The sequence below is a fragment of the Pararhizobium sp. O133 genome (assembly GCF_051669845.1).
Lineage (GTDB): Bacteria > Pseudomonadota > Alphaproteobacteria > Rhizobiales > Rhizobiaceae > Pararhizobium.
Genome location: NZ_CP196426.1, coordinates 1,435,912 through 1,451,493 on the forward strand (window position 1 = coordinate 1,435,912; position 15,582 = coordinate 1,451,493).

At 60.5% G+C, this 15,582-nt stretch carries 12 protein-coding genes; 7 read left to right on the forward strand and 5 right to left on the reverse strand.

Translation table 11 applies throughout. From position 1 onward, the window contains the following. Position 1: 1 nt before the first annotated feature. Positions 2-1,135 carry an efflux RND transporter periplasmic adaptor subunit gene (locus ACST81_RS06905; protein ID WP_438752092.1) on the reverse strand — a complete coding sequence of 378 codons (1,134 nt, stop codon included), beginning with the start codon at positions 1,133-1,135 and terminating at the stop codon, positions 2-4. 249 nt (positions 1,136-1,384) lie between these two features. On the opposite strand from ACST81_RS06905, the gene ACST81_RS06910 reads away from it, so the two are divergent. Next, positions 1,385-2,188: a S1/P1 nuclease gene (locus ACST81_RS06910; protein ID WP_438752093.1), complete on the forward strand. Its 804-nt coding sequence runs from the start codon at positions 1,385-1,387 to the stop codon at positions 2,186-2,188. Positions 2,189-2,271: 83 nt separating this feature from the next. Here ACST81_RS06910 and ACST81_RS06915 read toward each other — a convergent pair whose 3' ends face one another. Next, positions 2,272-3,720, reverse strand: a complete 1,449-nt coding sequence (locus ACST81_RS06915; protein WP_438752094.1) for a CDP-glycerol glycerophosphotransferase family protein — start codon at positions 3,718-3,720, stop codon at positions 2,272-2,274. Positions 3,721-3,903: 183 nt separating this feature from the next. On the opposite strand from ACST81_RS06915, the gene ACST81_RS06920 reads away from it, so the two are divergent. The 3 genes from ACST81_RS06920 to ACST81_RS06930 all read left to right on the forward strand — a co-directional run bounded on the left by ACST81_RS06920 (position 3,904) and on the right by ACST81_RS06930 (position 6,363). Continuing rightward, positions 3,904-4,152 carry a hypothetical protein gene (locus tag ACST81_RS06920; RefSeq protein WP_438752095.1) on the forward strand — a complete coding sequence of 83 codons (249 nt, stop codon included), beginning with the start codon at positions 3,904-3,906 and terminating at the stop codon, positions 4,150-4,152. A gap of 227 nt (positions 4,153-4,379) precedes the next feature. Then, positions 4,380-4,604, forward strand: coding sequence for a hypothetical protein (locus ACST81_RS06925; RefSeq protein WP_438752096.1), 225 nt, complete (start codon positions 4,380-4,382; stop codon positions 4,602-4,604). A 97-nt stretch (positions 4,605-4,701) separates the two neighbouring features. Next, positions 4,702-6,363, forward strand: a complete 1,662-nt coding sequence (locus ACST81_RS06930) for an AMP-binding protein (RefSeq protein WP_438752097.1) — start codon at positions 4,702-4,704, stop codon at positions 6,361-6,363. Here the strand turns inward: ACST81_RS06930 and ACST81_RS06935 are convergent. The 3 genes from ACST81_RS06935 to secA form a co-directional block, all read right to left on the reverse strand. After that, complete coding sequence (locus tag ACST81_RS06935; protein WP_438752098.1) at positions 6,332-7,615, reverse strand: GNAT family N-acetyltransferase; 1,284 nt, start codon at positions 7,613-7,615, stop codon at positions 6,332-6,334. The two genes, ACST81_RS06930 and ACST81_RS06935, sit on opposite strands and share 32 nt — an antisense overlap. Next, positions 7,612-9,033, reverse strand: coding sequence for a lipopolysaccharide biosynthesis protein (locus ACST81_RS06940; RefSeq protein ID WP_438752099.1), 1,422 nt, complete (start codon positions 9,031-9,033; stop codon positions 7,612-7,614). Before ACST81_RS06940 ends, ACST81_RS06935 begins: the two co-directional genes overlap by 4 nt. A gap of 442 nt (positions 9,034-9,475) precedes the next feature. Beyond that, the gene (gene secA / locus ACST81_RS06945; RefSeq protein WP_438752100.1) at positions 9,476-12,187 is read right to left on the reverse strand and encodes a preprotein translocase subunit SecA; all 2,712 of its coding nucleotides are present in this window, start codon (positions 12,185-12,187) and stop codon (positions 9,476-9,478) included. 232 nt (positions 12,188-12,419) lie between these two features. On the opposite strand from secA, the gene ACST81_RS06950 reads away from it, so the two are divergent. From ACST81_RS06950 to ACST81_RS06960, 3 genes are all read left to right on the forward strand, one after another. Continuing rightward, positions 12,420-13,286, forward strand: a complete 867-nt coding sequence (locus ACST81_RS06950) for a peptidylprolyl isomerase (RefSeq protein WP_438752101.1) — start codon at positions 12,420-12,422, stop codon at positions 13,284-13,286. Positions 13,287-13,559: 273 nt separating this feature from the next. Then, complete coding sequence (argJ, locus tag ACST81_RS06955; RefSeq protein WP_438752102.1) at positions 13,560-14,801, forward strand: bifunctional glutamate N-acetyltransferase/amino-acid acetyltransferase ArgJ; 1,242 nt, start codon at positions 13,560-13,562, stop codon at positions 14,799-14,801. A 5-nt stretch (positions 14,802-14,806) separates the two neighbouring features. Next, the gene (locus ACST81_RS06960) at positions 14,807-15,580 is read left to right on the forward strand and encodes a GNAT family N-acetyltransferase (protein ID WP_438752103.1); all 774 of its coding nucleotides are present in this window, start codon (positions 14,807-14,809) and stop codon (positions 15,578-15,580) included. The last annotated feature ends 2 nt before the right edge of the window (positions 15,581-15,582 follow it).

Genomic DNA, 15,582 nt, shown 5'->3' on the forward strand with positions numbered 1-15,582 from the left:
CTCAGGACCCCGACTTGGCTTCGACGGGATCGACGACCTGCCCGGGCCGAACCCGCTGGATGCCTTCGGTCACGATCCTGTCGCCGGCGGAAAGCCCCTTGGTCACCGAAAGGTCGCTGCCCTGGACCTGTCCCGGCTGGATCCGCCGAACCTCGATCTTGTTGTCGCTGGTGACGACGAGCGCGAACGGCCCGGACTGGTCGATCTGGATTGCCGCCTGCGGCACGACCAGGGATTTTTCAGCCGTGCCGCCTTCCACGATGACGTTGACGAGCTGGCCATCGATCAGCAGCCGGTGCGGATTGGGAAAGCTGGCGCGGACCGGCACGGTGTCGGTACCCTGATCGACGGTCACGTCGACGAAGTTGACCTTGCCGGTCTCGGCATAGCGCGTGCCGTCGGCAAGCTCGACATGCACAAGTGCGGCGTTGACATTGTCGCCCATCGAACCCTTGCTGCCGAGCTTCTCGCGGATCGCCAGGATTTCACGTTGCGACACCGAGAAGGTCGCATAGATCGGATCCTGGCTGACGATGGTTGCAAGCACGTTGCTTGAAGGGCCGATGAAATTACCGACTGAATAGGCAGAGCGGCCGATGCGGCCGGCGATCGGCGCGTGAATTTCGGTATAGCTGAGATCGAGCTTGGCCTTGTCGAGCGTCGCGTTCAGCTGCGCCAAGCTGCCTTTCGCCTCGCTCTGCTTTGCGGTGGCAAGATCCAGCTGGTTCTGCGGTGAAGCGTTCTTCGCGACCAGCGCCGTCTGCCGCTCGACTTCGATATTGGCCAGCGCCAGCCCGGCCTCAGCCGACTGGATCGCTCCCTCGGCCTGAACGACGGCCGCTTCGTACTGCCCCTTTTCCATGACGAAGAGCAGGTCACCCGCCTTCACATCCTGGCCCTCGGTAAACAGCCGCTTTTCCAGGAAGCCATCGACGCGGGCACGCAGTTCGACTTTGTCCACGGCCTCGATGCGGCCGGTGAAGGAAATCGTCGGCCTTATGTCCTTTTCGATGACGGTGGTGACGGTGACGGAGGGAGCTGCTGCCGGCTTTTCGCCACTCTGGGCGGCTGCGGTGCGGGGCAATGCAATGGCTGAAACGATCAAGATGGTTTTGAAAAATGCGTAACCTGACATCGATCTCTCCCTCAACCGTTCGGCACGACCAGCTTTACCTTCGTCCGGCGAACGGCAGGTGTCAATCTGCGGGAGTGCTCAAATTTTTATCACCCGCTTTATTTGCAAGAACAGGCAATTCGCGCCAATTCTTGTGTGCGCAGCAGATATTATCCGGCACGGGGCCATTCACCCCCAATTTGGACAAAGCAATTTTCAAACATTTGCGAATATGGTGAGCAAATCCTTGCGCGCTCGCGGAGTTCTCCGATGCTAAAGCTTGTTCTGTCCGCACTGCTCCTCCTCGCAACGCATGGCGATGCATGCGCCTGGGGGCGGGAAGGGCACAAGGTGGTGGCGGTGATCGCGCAGGCACATCTGACGCCGGAAGCAAAAGCCGCCGTCATGTCCATCCTTGCAGCCGAGGGCAAGACATCGATGGCATCGGTGGCGCTTTGGGCGGATGACGTCCGCAAGCTGCCGATCCCGCGCCAGCCGTCCCATGAGGTCAAACTGCCATTGAACCATGATGGCTATGATCCCGCTGTCAGTTGCAAGGGAAACCGTTGCGTGCTTGCCGCCATCGATGCGGATATCGCGGTGCTGCGCGCGCGGGACCTGCCGCCGGCGGCACAGGTGGCGGCGCTGAAATATCTCATCCATTTCATCGGAGACCTGCACCAGCCGCTGCACGCCAGCGCCGACAACGGCCAGGAAATGATGGAGATCGGCGGCAAGGTGCAGAAGCTGCACAGGGTTTGGGATACCGAGATTATTCAGGCACAGAACCTGCGCACCGCATCGTTGGCGCAAGAAGTGGAGGCCTCACCCTTTCCTGTCGATCTGTCCGGCTCACCGACCGACTGGGCACTGGAGGGGCGCGATATCGCCCGCGATGTGATCTTTCCGACCCTTGCCGGGTATGAGAGGGATAGCGCCGACGGCAGGATCATCTTGCCGGAAAGCTATAACAAGAAAAACTGGCCCATCGTCGAACGCCGGTTAAAGCAGGCCGGCTACCGCCTTGCCTCCCTGCTCAACGGCATTTTCTCGAAAAGCCCGCGCGGCTTCTAATCGAGGCGAAGGGCGGGTGGAGCCTGATCGGTGTACGAGACTGAACCGCCGCCGGCTCATTCTTGAGCCGCACAAGCGGCGACTTACGCGGCCCGTTCGCTCCGCCGGTTTGCAAGCTGGCGTTCATGCTCGATCTTGTCGAAATTCTCCAATACGTCACGGGCTTCGGTAAGGAACCGGTCAACCGGAGATTCATTCTCGCCAACACCGAGAGCGTATTGGCGCGATTGCAACCGCGTCTCGTAGAGGCTGTCCACCGTGGCGACGTCGGTCAGCACGGCATCCAGCGTCGTGAGTTCGCGATCGATGTAGTAGGCGCCGCCAGCGAGAGGATTGTTCTTGTCGAACTCCTCCTTGTCGGAATGCGGGTCGATAACAGCGAACGGTTTCTTGGAATAAAGCCAGTCGCCGATGATGCTGGTGACGTCGGCAATCATGAAGTCGGCGGCATTGATGCAGTCGTTCGCCGAAGGATACTGCATGTCGAAGCGGCGATCATTGGAGATGCAGTGTCCGGCCTGCGAGGCTTCGTTGGCGGCGGTCAGCATGTCGGCAACCCGCGCGATAATCGTCTTGTGGGCCGCATGTTCGTAGCTCAAAGGATGCGGCCGCATGATGACACGATAGTTTCTGTCGATAAGAGCCTGGACCACGGCTTCCGCATTTTCGATCGAGGACAGATCCTGGTTTGCATAAAGGCCGCCCCAGGTGAGTGCATAGAAAACGGTCTTGATTTCGTTTCCGCGCTGGAAATCCGCGTCGATCTCGAAAACCTGTGGCCGGCTGACGATCCGGAATTTTTGGTGATCGATGAAGACATCGTTGCGCTGGTAGCGGTCAATCGCGAGTTGTCCCGAAACGAACAGGAAGTCGTACATCTTGCTGACGGGATTGTAGCTCGACGGCTTGTCGCTCTCACCATGCAGAAGCTGAATATGCACGAAATTGTTGTAGCGCACGACATGCATGTTGCGCATGGCGTTGTTGACATAGAACACGGCTTTCACCGGCGCGGAGCCGATGACGGCATCCAGCTCAGTGATCGATTTGAGATAGAAAACGGGAACACCGGCCGCCCGCAATTCAGCAGCCGTCCCCGGCTGGCGGCACAGGATTTGAAACGGTCGATTGAGCATTCTCAGGAAAGGCAACCACATCAACACCTGATAGGCGGTGCCCTTTGGAGAATCGAAATAAAGGACGAATTCGCAATGGCTCATCATGTGCGACAGGAGCTCGCCTTCGCTTGGCCATGACGAAAGGCCAGTGCTGCCCGCGCCACTGCGCTTGCGTGATTTGCCACTGGCTCCGCCAACAAGGCGCAGGGCGACCTTATTCACGAATTTTCTGACATATTTGACTATGATGAAGCCGACGAGATCGAGCACAAAAATATAGAAAAGAAGCGAAATGACGAGAATTGTAGGGGTGTTCACATAGGGGATGAACATCATCACCAGCATCAATGGCACTAAAACGGCGATGCGAAGGGCTACGTCGAAAATCTTTGCGCGGAAGGCGGAACTGATCATATAGCGAATACCTGAAATACGGACTGATGCCGATTGTTGTTTGTCACAGTTCAGTTCGTCTTGACTATACAGAAATTCAGCGAAATTCCCTGATTGTCACAATTATCGTATATTGACCCAAGAAAAGTATGGGTTCTCGCTCACAACCCTGTTCGCTGATCGAACTCACAGGAGAAAAGCTATATGGCCTTCGCCCCCCTCAAAGCGCTGACCAGCTATGCGGATGCCGAATGCTCCGTCCAGTTTTGGGTCGCAGATAGCCCGGCGGTCGTCCTGCGCTCGCTGAAGGCTGCCGTGATCCACGCAAGGGAAAACGGCGCCGGATGGAAAGATGTCGAGATCACCGTGCATATGCGGCGTGAAGACGTTGTCTATGCAACTGGAAAAGTCCGCTCGCTGATCGAGGCTTTGCGGCAGGAATCCGATCGTTGAGTCGCAGCCACAATCGCCAGGCAGTTAAGGTCGAGAAACTGCGCGGAATATTTTTCAAGGGATCGCCCTATTCAGGAAATTCCGTGTGTGACGAAAACCAAATTGCATCAATTCAGGACAGCGCCGGCGGGATATTAACCGCCAATCCGCATCGCGATTGCAAATCATCGCCGCAGTGATCAGTCTGGAACAAATTCATCCCCAAACGGCACACAAGGAGCTTGAGCATGTCCCAGTCTGCTACGTCCTGCACTGCATTCGATGATGTCGAAGCCCTGTCGGGCGCCTTGTTTTCCTGGTGTGCAGAAAGAAGCATCCGGCTGCGCAGCCAGGAAGGCGTCAGCGCCGCAGGTGCCGTGATCGATCTCTTTTTTGCAGGCTACAAGACACAGGATGAACTTCTTGGCGCGCTCAATGACCGCAATTGCCGCGAAATGGCTTTTGCCTCGTAACTGCAGATTCCCTGATGGACGGCAGGCCCCCAACACAGTGTTGAAGTTTCCATGGCGGAAGTGTTATTGCGTTGCAGCGTAATTTTTGCGAGCGGCGATGCTTCCGATCAGCGATACCTATGAACACCTCCGCCGCGATTTTCGCTGGGTCGTGCCGGAAAAATTTAACATCGGGGTCGCCATCAGCGATGCATGGGCGCGCCGCGATCCGGATAGGGTCTGCCTGCAGCATTTCAACCCGGCGGGCCAACATCAGTCGCTGACCTATGGCGCCTTTGCCGCGCGTTCCTCCTCCTTGGCGCAGGGGCTGCTGGATCAGGGTGTGGCTTCCGGAGACCGGGTGGCGATCCTGCTGCCGCAAAGTTTCGAGACGGCGACCGCCCATGCCGCGATCTACAAGCTCGGCGGCATCGCCCTGCCGCTGGCGCTGCTGTTCGGGGTCGAGGCGCTGGAATATCGGCTGCGGGACGCTGGTGCCGCCGCCATCGTCACCAATCGCTACGGTTACGAGAAGATCGCGGAGATCCGCGATCGTCTGCCGGAACTGGAATGCGTCGTGCTGACCGATGCCGAAGCGCCCGATACCGTCTCCTTCGACAGGCTCGCAGGGACGCCGGCGGACACATTCGTCGCGGCCGACACCACGCCGGACGATCCGGCCATGATGATCTATACATCCGGTACAACGGGTCCCCCGAAAGGCGCGCTGCACGGTCACCGAGTATTGCTCGGCCATATCCCCGGTTTCCAGTTTCATCATGCCTTCCTGCCGCAGCCGGGCGACCGGATGTGGACGCCGGCCGACTGGGCTTGGGCGGGCGGACTTCTCAATGCGCTCTTGCCGTCGCTGCTGCTCGGCGTTCCCGTCGTCTCGTCGCCGGGGCAGAAGTTCGATCCGCATATGGCGTTCCGTATCCTGGCAGAGATGGATGTGCGCAACGCCTTCATCCCGCCAACGGCGCTGCGGCTGATGAAATCGGTCGAAAATCCGCGTTCCCAGTATCGGCTCAATCTCAGGACCATTGGATCGGCCGGTGAAGCGCTGGGCCGGGAGACCTGGGAACAGGCGAGCGAAGCCTTCGGCATTCCGGTCAACGAATTCTATGGCCAGACGGAGTGTAATATCGTCCTGTCGTCCGCCGCCAATCTCGGCGTGCTGAAGCCGGGTTCGATGGGCAAGCCGGCGCCGGGCCATGAGGTCGCGATTATCGATGGCGAGGGGAGGGTGCTTCCCGCCGGCACCGTGGGCCAGGTGGCGGTGCGTCGGCCCGACCCGGTGATGTTCCTCGGATACTGGAAGAACGAGGCGGCGACAGCGGCAAAGTTCATCGGCGACTGGATGACGACCGGCGATCAGGGCGTTCAGGATGAAGAGGGCTACGTCACCTTCTTCGGGCGTGATGACGATGTCATCACGTCGTCGGGCTATCGCATTGGCCCCGACGAGATCGAGGACTGTCTGTCGGGCCATCCGGCGGTGCAATTGGCGGCAGCGATCGGCAAGCCCGATCCGGTGCGCACCGAGATCGTCAAGGCCTATGTCGTTCTGAAGCCCGGCCATGAAGGCGGTCCGACGCTCGAGGCCGATATCCGCAACTGGGTGAAGACCCGCCTGTCGATGCACGAATATCCGCGCGAGATCGAATTCCTCGACAGCCTGCCGTTGACGACCTCGGGCAAGGTTATCCGCCGCATCCTGCGCGACAGGGCGACGGCCGAGACCGATGCTATCGCGCGAGGCGAGGCGCCAGCGACCTGATCTTTTCGCGCAACAGCCGCGCCATGTTGCGGGTGTTGCGATAGAGATGCAACTGGGCCGCCACCTGGCGAACGTCGCGGTCACGGTTCTGGTGCAGGCCGATGACCAGCGTGCCCATCTCCTCGCGTTGCTCCCAGAAGCGGCTCATGATCGGATGATCGGGCACGGCGCAACTGTCGGAGCGGACGATATTGGCGTCGTCGAGATGCCACTCGGTCAATTCCGCCAGCAGCAGCTTGCCTGGAGAATACTTGGCATAATCCTCGTTATAGGCGGTCTTCCAAGTATAGGCTTCGCCGGCCATCATGAAGACGATCATCGAGGCGATCGCCTTGCCGTCGAGGTCGAGCGTGTGGATGCGGACGCTATCGGCTTCAGCGAGATTGGTGATCGCCTCTCGCGCGAAGGCGGCGCGGTAGCGGTCGAGCACCATCGCGGTGCGCTGGCGCCCTTTCCAGCCGCTGGCCTCCAGCGCCAGGAACTCTTCCATGCGGGTGCGGATGTCAACCGGCTGGCGGGCGACGTTGTAAGACAGGGAGCCCTGCGTCCCCAGCAGGTTCCATTGACGGCGCAGTTCGCGGAAATGTGCCGGGCTAATGGCATGGCGCAGGTAGGTCTGCCCATCCTGCAGGCTTTCCAGCATCGGCCGGGTAAAGGTGTCGGTCACGGTCAGCGGCAGGTTGCGGCCGATCGCGACGGCGCGGGCGAGTTGGGCGAACTTGCCCTTCAGCCGGATATCGGGGAGGACCAGAACGCTGGGCAGGCCGACCGAGGGATTGGTGAGCGCTTCGTAGAAATTGTCGATGGTTTGTGCCGCATCCTCTGCATCCAGCAGGGGCACACCCAGTGGTCCGAACGGATTGGACCAGGCGCGCATGATCGGCGCGCCGATCGAGAAACCGGGCTTTTCGATCGAGAACGGCATCAGGAACCGAATGCGGCTGCGTCGCTCGTCATTGTCGCGGATCAGGGCGAGCCGGATGATGCGGTCTTCAAGGCGCGGCATGGCCGGTGCCAGGAAGCGGCCGGTGAAGAAGACGTTCGGCTCCATCGCCCGGTTCGACAGGAAGTCTAGTTCGGACTGCAGTTCATAGCCCTGGCGCGCCGGATAGAGGCAAAGCTGGCGGCCGGGACGACCGATGGCGACCGTATTGTCAGCGACAGGGCGTTCCGGCACCGGCGGAGCCAGACCGCCGAGGATGCGGGCCGACCGGCTGTTGGCGTCGTCGGGAAAATGCGGGTTGCCGGTCATGAGTGGGTAGCCTCTGCTTTGATGGTTCTGGCATGCGGATCGGCGAAGGCGAAGAGCGTGATGCCGAAGGTGCGGCGGACCGCGACATGAAGGAGAATGGCCTCGACGACCATGGCGCCTGCCGTGGCGAAGGCCGCTCCCGTCAGCCCGAACATCGGGATCAGCGTGGCATTCAGCACCAGGTTGACGACGAGCGCGGTGGCATAGAGCGCGACGCAGAGCTTCTGCTGGCCGGCCATGGTCAAGAAAGCTTCCGCCGGCCCGACCAGTGCCTTGGCCATGATGCCTGCAAACAGGATCGCCATCAGCGGATAGCCGGATGTAAAAGCCGGACCGAACAGCGACAGGAGAAAATTGCCGCAGGCAAGCACCATCGCGCCGACCACCAGCGAAGGCCAGAACGACCATTTGGCGCTTTCGACCGCGATGACGGCCAGTTGCTGGCGATCGGGATCCGCCATGGCTGCGGAAAAGCGGGGAGCGGCGGCGGCCTTGACCGAGAACATCACGAAATGCACGAGTGCCATGGTCTTGGCGGCGGCGAAATAGATCGCCACGCTTTGCGGATCGAGATAGAGGCCGACGATCACGACGTCGGAATTCGTCAGCATGAAACCGAAGCCCTCGATCAGGAAGATCGGCAGCGCGACGCGGATCCAGGTGCCGAATTCGATGCGGCTTGGACCTTTGATGTAACGCCGGCGCAGGCGCCAGGTCAGGATGAAGAACTGGGTGACACTGGTGAGATATGTCGCAGCCATCGCCGCGATCATCGCGGTGCGGGCCGTATGCGGCTCGCCGATCGCTACCGCCAGCATCATGAACCCGAGGATCAGGACGGGCCGGATGATATAGGTCGGGCTCAGCGCCGAAACCGCCCAGCTATGGGCGCGCGAGGTGCCATCCATGACGTCGCCGAGCGCAATCATCGGCAGTGCGAATATGCCCAGATAAAGCGGGACGAGGTAATAGCTGTCGATCAAGTCGCCGAACAGCCACAGGCCGCCAATGCCCGTCAGCGCCAGCCCGGTCGCCGAGACGAGGGCGAAGATGCGAACCGTCGTTGTCAGCCCCCGGATTTCCGGCACTGCGTCGCGGGCATGATATTGCGGCAGGAAGCGGATGATGGCGGTGTGGAAGCCGAGGCAGGAAAGGTTGCCGAACAGCACCACCAGCACCCAGACGAAAACGTAGATGCCATATTCGAACTCGCCCATGACGCGGGCGAGTATGATCTGGGACACGAAGGCGATGGCGGCGCTGACGACACGGATGGCGAAGGCGACCAGCGCCATGCGTTGCGCCAGATGTTTCGGATCGTTGCTGGTGAGGATCGGTCCGAGCTTTTCAAGCAGCGGCGACAGCCGATCCCTCAATGCGGGCGGCAAGATGCGTCCAGCCGTGTGACACGCTGCCATGAACAATGGAATACCCGAAGCTACGCAAAACAGAATGCAACTCTTGCCAGAACAGCGTTAACAAAGGGTGCAGGATGCGAAATCATCCGACTTTTGCGGTATTCCTACAGCAATAAATTCACGTTCCCAGGCTGCTGACAACGGTTATCGATCTGCTATTGTCGGTTGCATTCGATGGCAGAAGCAGCGTGCGTGGAACCAGCCCGCGCAACCGGGAAGACGGGCTCCCCGGCCGAGGCAACGGCCTTGCTGTCGAATCTGGAGGTGTTCTATGTGGCAAAAGCCATTTAGCATCACGCTTATGATGCGGAAAACCCGGACGGGCTGGTCAATAGCCGTCCGGATCAATTTCGCTAAATAAGTTCAAGGCAGGCGGGACGGCAATCCCGTCTGCCACTTCAGAAATAAACGATACCGCTTATAAAATCAAGTTCCGTCAGCCTTACGCCTCGAAGGCGCCGTGGCAATGCTTGTACTTCTTGCCCGAGCCGCAGGGGCAGGCTTCGTTGCGGGAGACCTTGCCCCAGCTCGACGGATCCTGCGGATTGCGGTTCTCCGGCTCGACGAAGTTGAGATTGACGCTGTCCGCAAAGTCGTCCTCGCCGGTGTCCGGATCGATGTGATGCCCGACCATCTGCGGCGGTGCGGGCTGCGGTGCTTCGGCCGCTTCGCGCACGAGTTCGACGCGCATCAGTTGCGCCGTCACGGCTTGGCGCAGGTTTGCCAGCAGCGCCTGGAACAGCTCGAAGGCTTCCGACTTGTACTCCTGCAGCGGGTCGCGCTGGGCATAGCCGCGGAAGCCGATGACGGAGCGCAGATGGTCGAGATTGACGATATGCTCGCGCCAGAGATGATCGAGCGTCTGCAGGACGACGGAGCGCTCGACATAGAGCATGATCTCCGGGCCGAAGCGCTCGGCGCGGTCGGCCGCCGCCTTGTCGGCCTCGGCGGTGATGCGTTCGCGGATGTCGTTTTCGTCGATGCCCTCTTCGGCCGCCCATTCGACGATCGGCAGATCGAGGTTGAGCGAGTTCAGCGAGTCGGCCTTGAGGCCCGCCGCATCCCACTGTTCCGCATAGGCCTTTTCGGGAATGCGCTTGGCAACGATGTCCTCGATGACCTCGTGGCGCATGTCGGCAACCGTTTCGGAAATATCGGTCGCATCCATCATCTCGATGCGCTGCTCGAAGATCACCTTGCGCTGGTCGTTGAGAACGTCGTCGTATTTCAGAAGGTTCTTGCGCGTGTCGAAGTTACGGGCTTCGACCTTCTTCTGTGCGCGTTCCAGCGCCTTGTTGATCCAGGGATGGACGATCGCTTCGCCTTCCTTGAGGCCGAGCTTCTGCAGCATCGAATCCATCCGGTCGGAGCCGAAGATGCGCATCAGGTCGTCCTGCAGCGACAGGAAGAATTTCGAGCGGCCCGGGTCACCCTGACGGCCGGAACGGCCGCGCAACTGGTTGTCGATGCGGCGGCTTTCGTGACGTTCGGTGGCGAGAACATAGAGGCCGCCGGCACCCAGCGCGATGTCCTTCAAGCGCTGCACCTCGGCCTTGATCGCGGCTTCCTTTTCGTCGCGTTCAGAGCCGTGTTCCATCTCGCCGAGTTCGCGCTCGATGCGCATTTCAAGGTTGCCGCCAAGCTGGATGTCGGTACCGCGACCGGCCATGTTGGTGGCGATGGTCACCGCACCGGGTACGCCGGCCTGGGAGACGATATAGGCTTCCTGCTCGTGGTAGCGGGCGTTCAGGACCTGGAAGTTCTGGAAACCGGCGTCTGCGAGCATCTTTGCCAGAAGTTCGGACTTTTCGATCGAGGTTGTACCGACGAGCACCGGCTGCTGGCGCTGCTGCGAATCCTTGATTTCGGCGATGATCGCCTTGTATTTCTCTTCCGCCGTTCGATAGACCTCGTCGTCCTCGTCGATACGCTTGATCGGCAGATTTGTCGGGACTTCGACGACTTCGAGGCCATAGATGTTTCCGAACTCCTCGGCTTCCGTCGAGGCCGTGCCGGTCATGCCGCCGAGCTTGGAATACATGCGGAAATAGTTCTGGAAGGTGACCGAAGCCAGTGTCTGGTTTTCCGGCTGGATGGTGACCTTTTCCTTGGCTTCCAGTGCCTGGTGCTGGCCTTCCGAGTAGCGGCGGCCCGGCATCATGCGGCCGGTGAATTCGTCGATGATGACGATTTCGTCGTTGCGGACAATGTAGTCCTTGTCCTTCTGGAAAAGCTTGTGGGCCTTCAGGGCGTTGTTGACGTGGTGGACGATCGCGACGTTCTCGACGTCATAGAGCGTTTCGCCCTTCAGGAGGTTCGCTTCGCGCAGCAGGTTTTCGAGCTTCTCGGTGCCATCTTCGGAGAAGTTGGCCGAGCGCTGTTTCTCGTCGATTTCATAGTCTTCGGCTGACAGCAGTGGAATGAACCGGTCGATCGTGTTGTAGAGTTCGGAGCGGTCGTCGAGCGGGCCGGAAATGATCAATGGCGTGCGTGCTTCATCGACCAGGATCGAGTCGACTTCGTCGACGATCGCGAAGAAGTGGCCGCGCTGAACCATCTGGTTGCGCTCGTACTTCATGTTGTCGCGCAGGTAATCGAAGCCGAGTTCGTTGTTGGTCGCGTAGGTGACATCGCAGGCATAGGCAGCACGGCGCTGGTCGTCGGTGAGGCCGTGGACGATGACGCCCGTGGTCATGCCAAGGAACGAATAAATCCGGTTCATCGTCGCCGAGTCGCGCGTGGCGAGATAGTCGTTGACGGTCACGACATGCACGCCCTTGCCGGCGAGCGCATTAAGGTAGACCGGCAGCGTCGCCACCAGGGTCTTGCCTTCACCGGTCTTCATTTCCGCAATCGACTTCTCATGCAGGATCATGCCGCCGATCAGCTGAACGTCGAAGGGGCGCAGGCCAAGGGTGCGGCGCGCGGCTTCACGGACAACGGCAAAGGCCGGAACCAGAAGGTCGTCGAGAGTCTTGCCATCGGCCAGTTGCCTGCGGAATTCGACGGTCTTGGCTGCCAGCGCTTCATCGGAAAGTGCCTTCGTTTCTGCCTCAAGCGCATTGATGGCATCGACCTTGGCCTTGTAGCCCTTCACGCGGCGATCATTCGAGGAGCCAAAGATTTTGCGGGCGAGGCCGCCGAGACTGACCATAAGAATGGTCCTTTCTTCTATGTCGCCAATGCGGATGATTCTCCGCGAAATACTATGAAACGCCCTGAACTGTTCTGGACGCGAGGGTGCGTGACAGATAAGAGGGGGGTCGAATTATGTCAACGGGAGTTGAGGCGGGCAAAGGCTACAGAACGGCCACAATCTGATGATTGGGAACGTTTCAGGCCGGCCGTGACCACGGTTCCGGATATCCAGCGTGGAAGGTACGAGGATGTTGAAATACAAAATGCTGGCGGCTGTTGCCGTGATCGCCGTCATGGCTGCTCAGGGTCCGGCGCTCGCGCAGGATGCTGCCGATCCGGTCATCGCCAAGGTCGGCGGCGCGGAAATCCACCAGTCGGAACTCGATTTCGCCCTGACCGGCCTCGATCCGCAGCTCGCCCAGCTTCCCGACGAGCAGAAGCGCGCCGCTGCCCTTTCCGGCCTGATCGACGTCAAGCTGCTCGCCGCCGACGCCGGCAAGGAAGGCCTGCAGAACGATGAAGACTTCAAGAAGCGCCTCGCCTATCTGACCGATCGCGAATTGCACAATGCCTACTTCAAGAAGCACGTTGTCGACGGCGTGACGGCCGACGAGGTCAAGGCCCGTTACGACGCTGAAATCGCCAAGATCCCGGCGCAGGAAGAGGTCAAGGCCCGCCATATCCTCGTCAAGACCGAGGACGAAGCCAAGGCGATCATCAAGGATCTCGATGACGGCAAGGATTTCGCCGAACTGGCCAAGGAAAAGTCCACCGACCCGAACAAGAGCGAAGGCGGAGACCTTGGCTACTTCACCAAGGATCGCATGGTTCCGGAATTCTCCGAAGCCGCCTTCAAGCTGGAGAAGGGCAAGTACACGACCGCTCCAGTGAAGACCCAGTTCGGCTTCCATGTCATTCTGCTCGAAGACAAGCGCCAGCAGCCCGCACCGCCGCTCGACCAGGTCGAGCAGCAGGTCAAGCAGCTCGTCATGCGCGACAAGTATATCGCGCTTCTGACCAAGGCGAAGACGGAAGCCGGCGTCGATATCACCGACCCGGCGCTGAAGAAGGCCTATGATGAAGCCAACAAGGCGGAAGCTGCTACCGCCAACTAGCGGCGTGCGTTCGGCCCCTCATCCGGCCTGTTGGCCACCTTCTCCCCGCAGGCGGGGAGAAGGGCTAGGGTGAGGGGTTCTTGATACCCAAAACCCCGTCATTCCTGTGCTCGCCACAGGAATCCAGCCGCCCAAGTCCTTGGGCGAAGAGTCTTTTGACCCGACAGACGTCGGGTCGCTGGATCCCCGCCACAAGGGCGGGATGACGGAGGATGGGACCCCCTGTTTTATCCAAATCAGTTCCAGGTGGTTTTTCTTATCTGAGGTTTGATCATGTCCGGTCCCGTTTCTCCGCTTGCCCCGAAATCCTTTGCCGACATGCCCGAGGTGCGCGGCGTGCGCATGGCGACCGCCGCCGCCGGCATCAAGTACAAGAACCGCACGGACGTGCTGCTGATGGTGTTCGATGAGCCGGCCGCTGTCGCCGGCGTCTTCACCCGCTCGCGCTGCCCCTCCGCGCCGGTCGATTTCTGCCGTCAGAACCTTTCGGGTGGCATTGCGCGCGCTGTCGTCGTCAATTCCGGCAATGCCAACGCCTTCACCGGCAAGAAGGGCAAGGCGGCGACCGAGCTGACGGCGCAATCCGCGTCCGAAGCCGTCGGCTGCTCGACGGGCGAAGTCTTTCTCGCCTCGACCGGCGTGATCGGCGAGCCGCTGGACGCGACGAAATTTGCCGGCGTTCTCAAGGATATGACCACGGATGCGAAAGGTGATTTCTGGTTCGAGGCCGCAAAGGCGATCATGACCACCGACACCTATCCGAAGGTATCGACCCGAACCGCCGAGATCGGCGGCGTTCCCGTCGTTATCAACGGTATCGCCAAGGGCGCCGGCATGATCGCGCCCGACATGGCGACGATGCTGTCCTTCGTCGTGACCGATGCCGATGTCGCGCCGGAGGCTCTGCAGGTTCTGCTGTCGGAAGGCACTGGCCCGACTTTCAATTCCGTCACCGTCGATAGCGATACCTCGACCTCCGACACGCTAATGCTGTTTGCCACCGGGGCTGCTCGTGCCGATGGTCAGGCCAAGGTCACCGATGCGGCCGATTCCACGCTGTCCGGTTTCCGGGCAGCCCTGAATGATCTCCTGCTCGATCTCGCCTTGCAGGTCGTGCGGGACGGCGAAGGTGCGCGCAAGATGGTGGCCGTGACGGTCGAAGGCGCGGAAAGCGACGCTGCCGCCAAGCGCATCGGTCTGTCGATCGCCAATTCCCCGCTGGTCAAGACCGCGGTTGCCGGCGAGGACGCCAATTGGGGCCGTGTCGTCATGGCCGTCGGCAAGTCCGGCGAAATGGCCGACCGCGATCGGTTGGCGATCTGGTTCGGCGATGTGCGCGTCGCCGTCGAAGGTGAACGCGACCCGACCTATTCGGAAGCGGCGGCGACAGCGGTAATGAAGGAAGAGGACATCGCCATCCGTGTCGAGATCGGGCTCGGCTTAGGCAAGGCGACGGTTTATACCTGCGACCTGACCAAGGAATATGTCGAGATCAACGGTGACTATCGGAGCTGATACGCGTGCAGGATACGATTTTGAAGGCTGATCTGCCGAATGTCCGGCGTCTCGAAGCTGTCGGTTTCCGCGCTTGGCCGGCGGCATCGGTGCAGTACGATGGCAGCTGGCTGGTCCGACTGACGGCGGGGCACGATTCCAAGCGGCTCAACTCCGTCAATCCACTCGACCCCTCCGACAGCCGCGATATCGCGATCCGGTTGGAAAAGGCGGCCAAGCGCTTTTCCGACTATGGCCGTCCGCTCACGGTACGCCAGACGCCACTGACGCCGCCGGAACTGATCGCTTACATGAATGAGCGGCATTGGCCGGTGTTTTCCGAAACGATCGTCATGATGGCCGATATTCCGCCGAACGACACGACGGAAGCGATCGAGCACCTGCCGCTGCGCGATGTCGGCCGCTTCGTCGATGCCCGGCTGCAGATTTGCGGCGAGAGCGCCCATGAGAAGGCGGGCCTCAGTGAGATCATCAACGCGATCAAGCCGGAATGCGGACTGTTCCTGTTCGAGTCTCCGGAAGAAGGGCCGATTGCCGTATCGCTGGCCGTGCATGACAATGATCTGGCTGGTATCCTGCAGGTCGCCGTGGCCGACAACGTCCGCCGCCAAGGCGTTGGTTCGTCGATCGTCAACGCCTCGCTGCGCTGGGCCCGTCTTCGCGGCGCCCGCACCGCATGGCTGGCGGTCGAGGCCGACAATGGGCCGGCGGTCCAGCTTTACCGCAAGTTCGGCTTCAAGGATGTCTACCGCTACTGCTATCGGCGGGCGGAGGCGTGACG

Coding starts and splice junctions, on each gene's coding strand:
- ACST81_RS06905 (WP_438752092.1), bottom strand. CDS start 1,135: ATGTCAGGTTACGCATTTTTCAAAACCATCTTGATCGTTTCAGCCATT.
- ACST81_RS06910 (WP_438752093.1), top strand. CDS start 1,385: ATGCTAAAGCTTGTTCTGTCCGCACTGCTCCTCCTCGCAACGCATGGC.
- ACST81_RS06915 (WP_438752094.1), bottom strand. CDS start 3,720: ATGATCAGTTCCGCCTTCCGCGCAAAGATTTTCGACGTAGCCCTTCGC.
- ACST81_RS06920 (WP_438752095.1), top strand. CDS start 3,904: ATGGCCTTCGCCCCCCTCAAAGCGCTGACCAGCTATGCGGATGCCGAA.
- ACST81_RS06925 (WP_438752096.1), top strand. CDS start 4,380: ATGTCCCAGTCTGCTACGTCCTGCACTGCATTCGATGATGTCGAAGCC.
- ACST81_RS06930 (WP_438752097.1), top strand. CDS start 4,702: ATGCTTCCGATCAGCGATACCTATGAACACCTCCGCCGCGATTTTCGC.
- ACST81_RS06935 (WP_438752098.1), bottom strand. CDS start 7,615: ATGACCGGCAACCCGCATTTTCCCGACGACGCCAACAGCCGGTCGGCC.
- ACST81_RS06940 (WP_438752099.1), bottom strand. CDS start 9,033: ATGGCAGCGTGTCACACGGCTGGACGCATCTTGCCGCCCGCATTGAGG.
- secA (WP_438752100.1), bottom strand. CDS start 12,187: ATGGTCAGTCTCGGCGGCCTCGCCCGCAAAATCTTTGGCTCCTCGAAT.
- ACST81_RS06950 (WP_438752101.1), top strand. CDS start 12,420: ATGTTGAAATACAAAATGCTGGCGGCTGTTGCCGTGATCGCCGTCATG.
- argJ (WP_438752102.1), top strand. CDS start 13,560: ATGTCCGGTCCCGTTTCTCCGCTTGCCCCGAAATCCTTTGCCGACATG.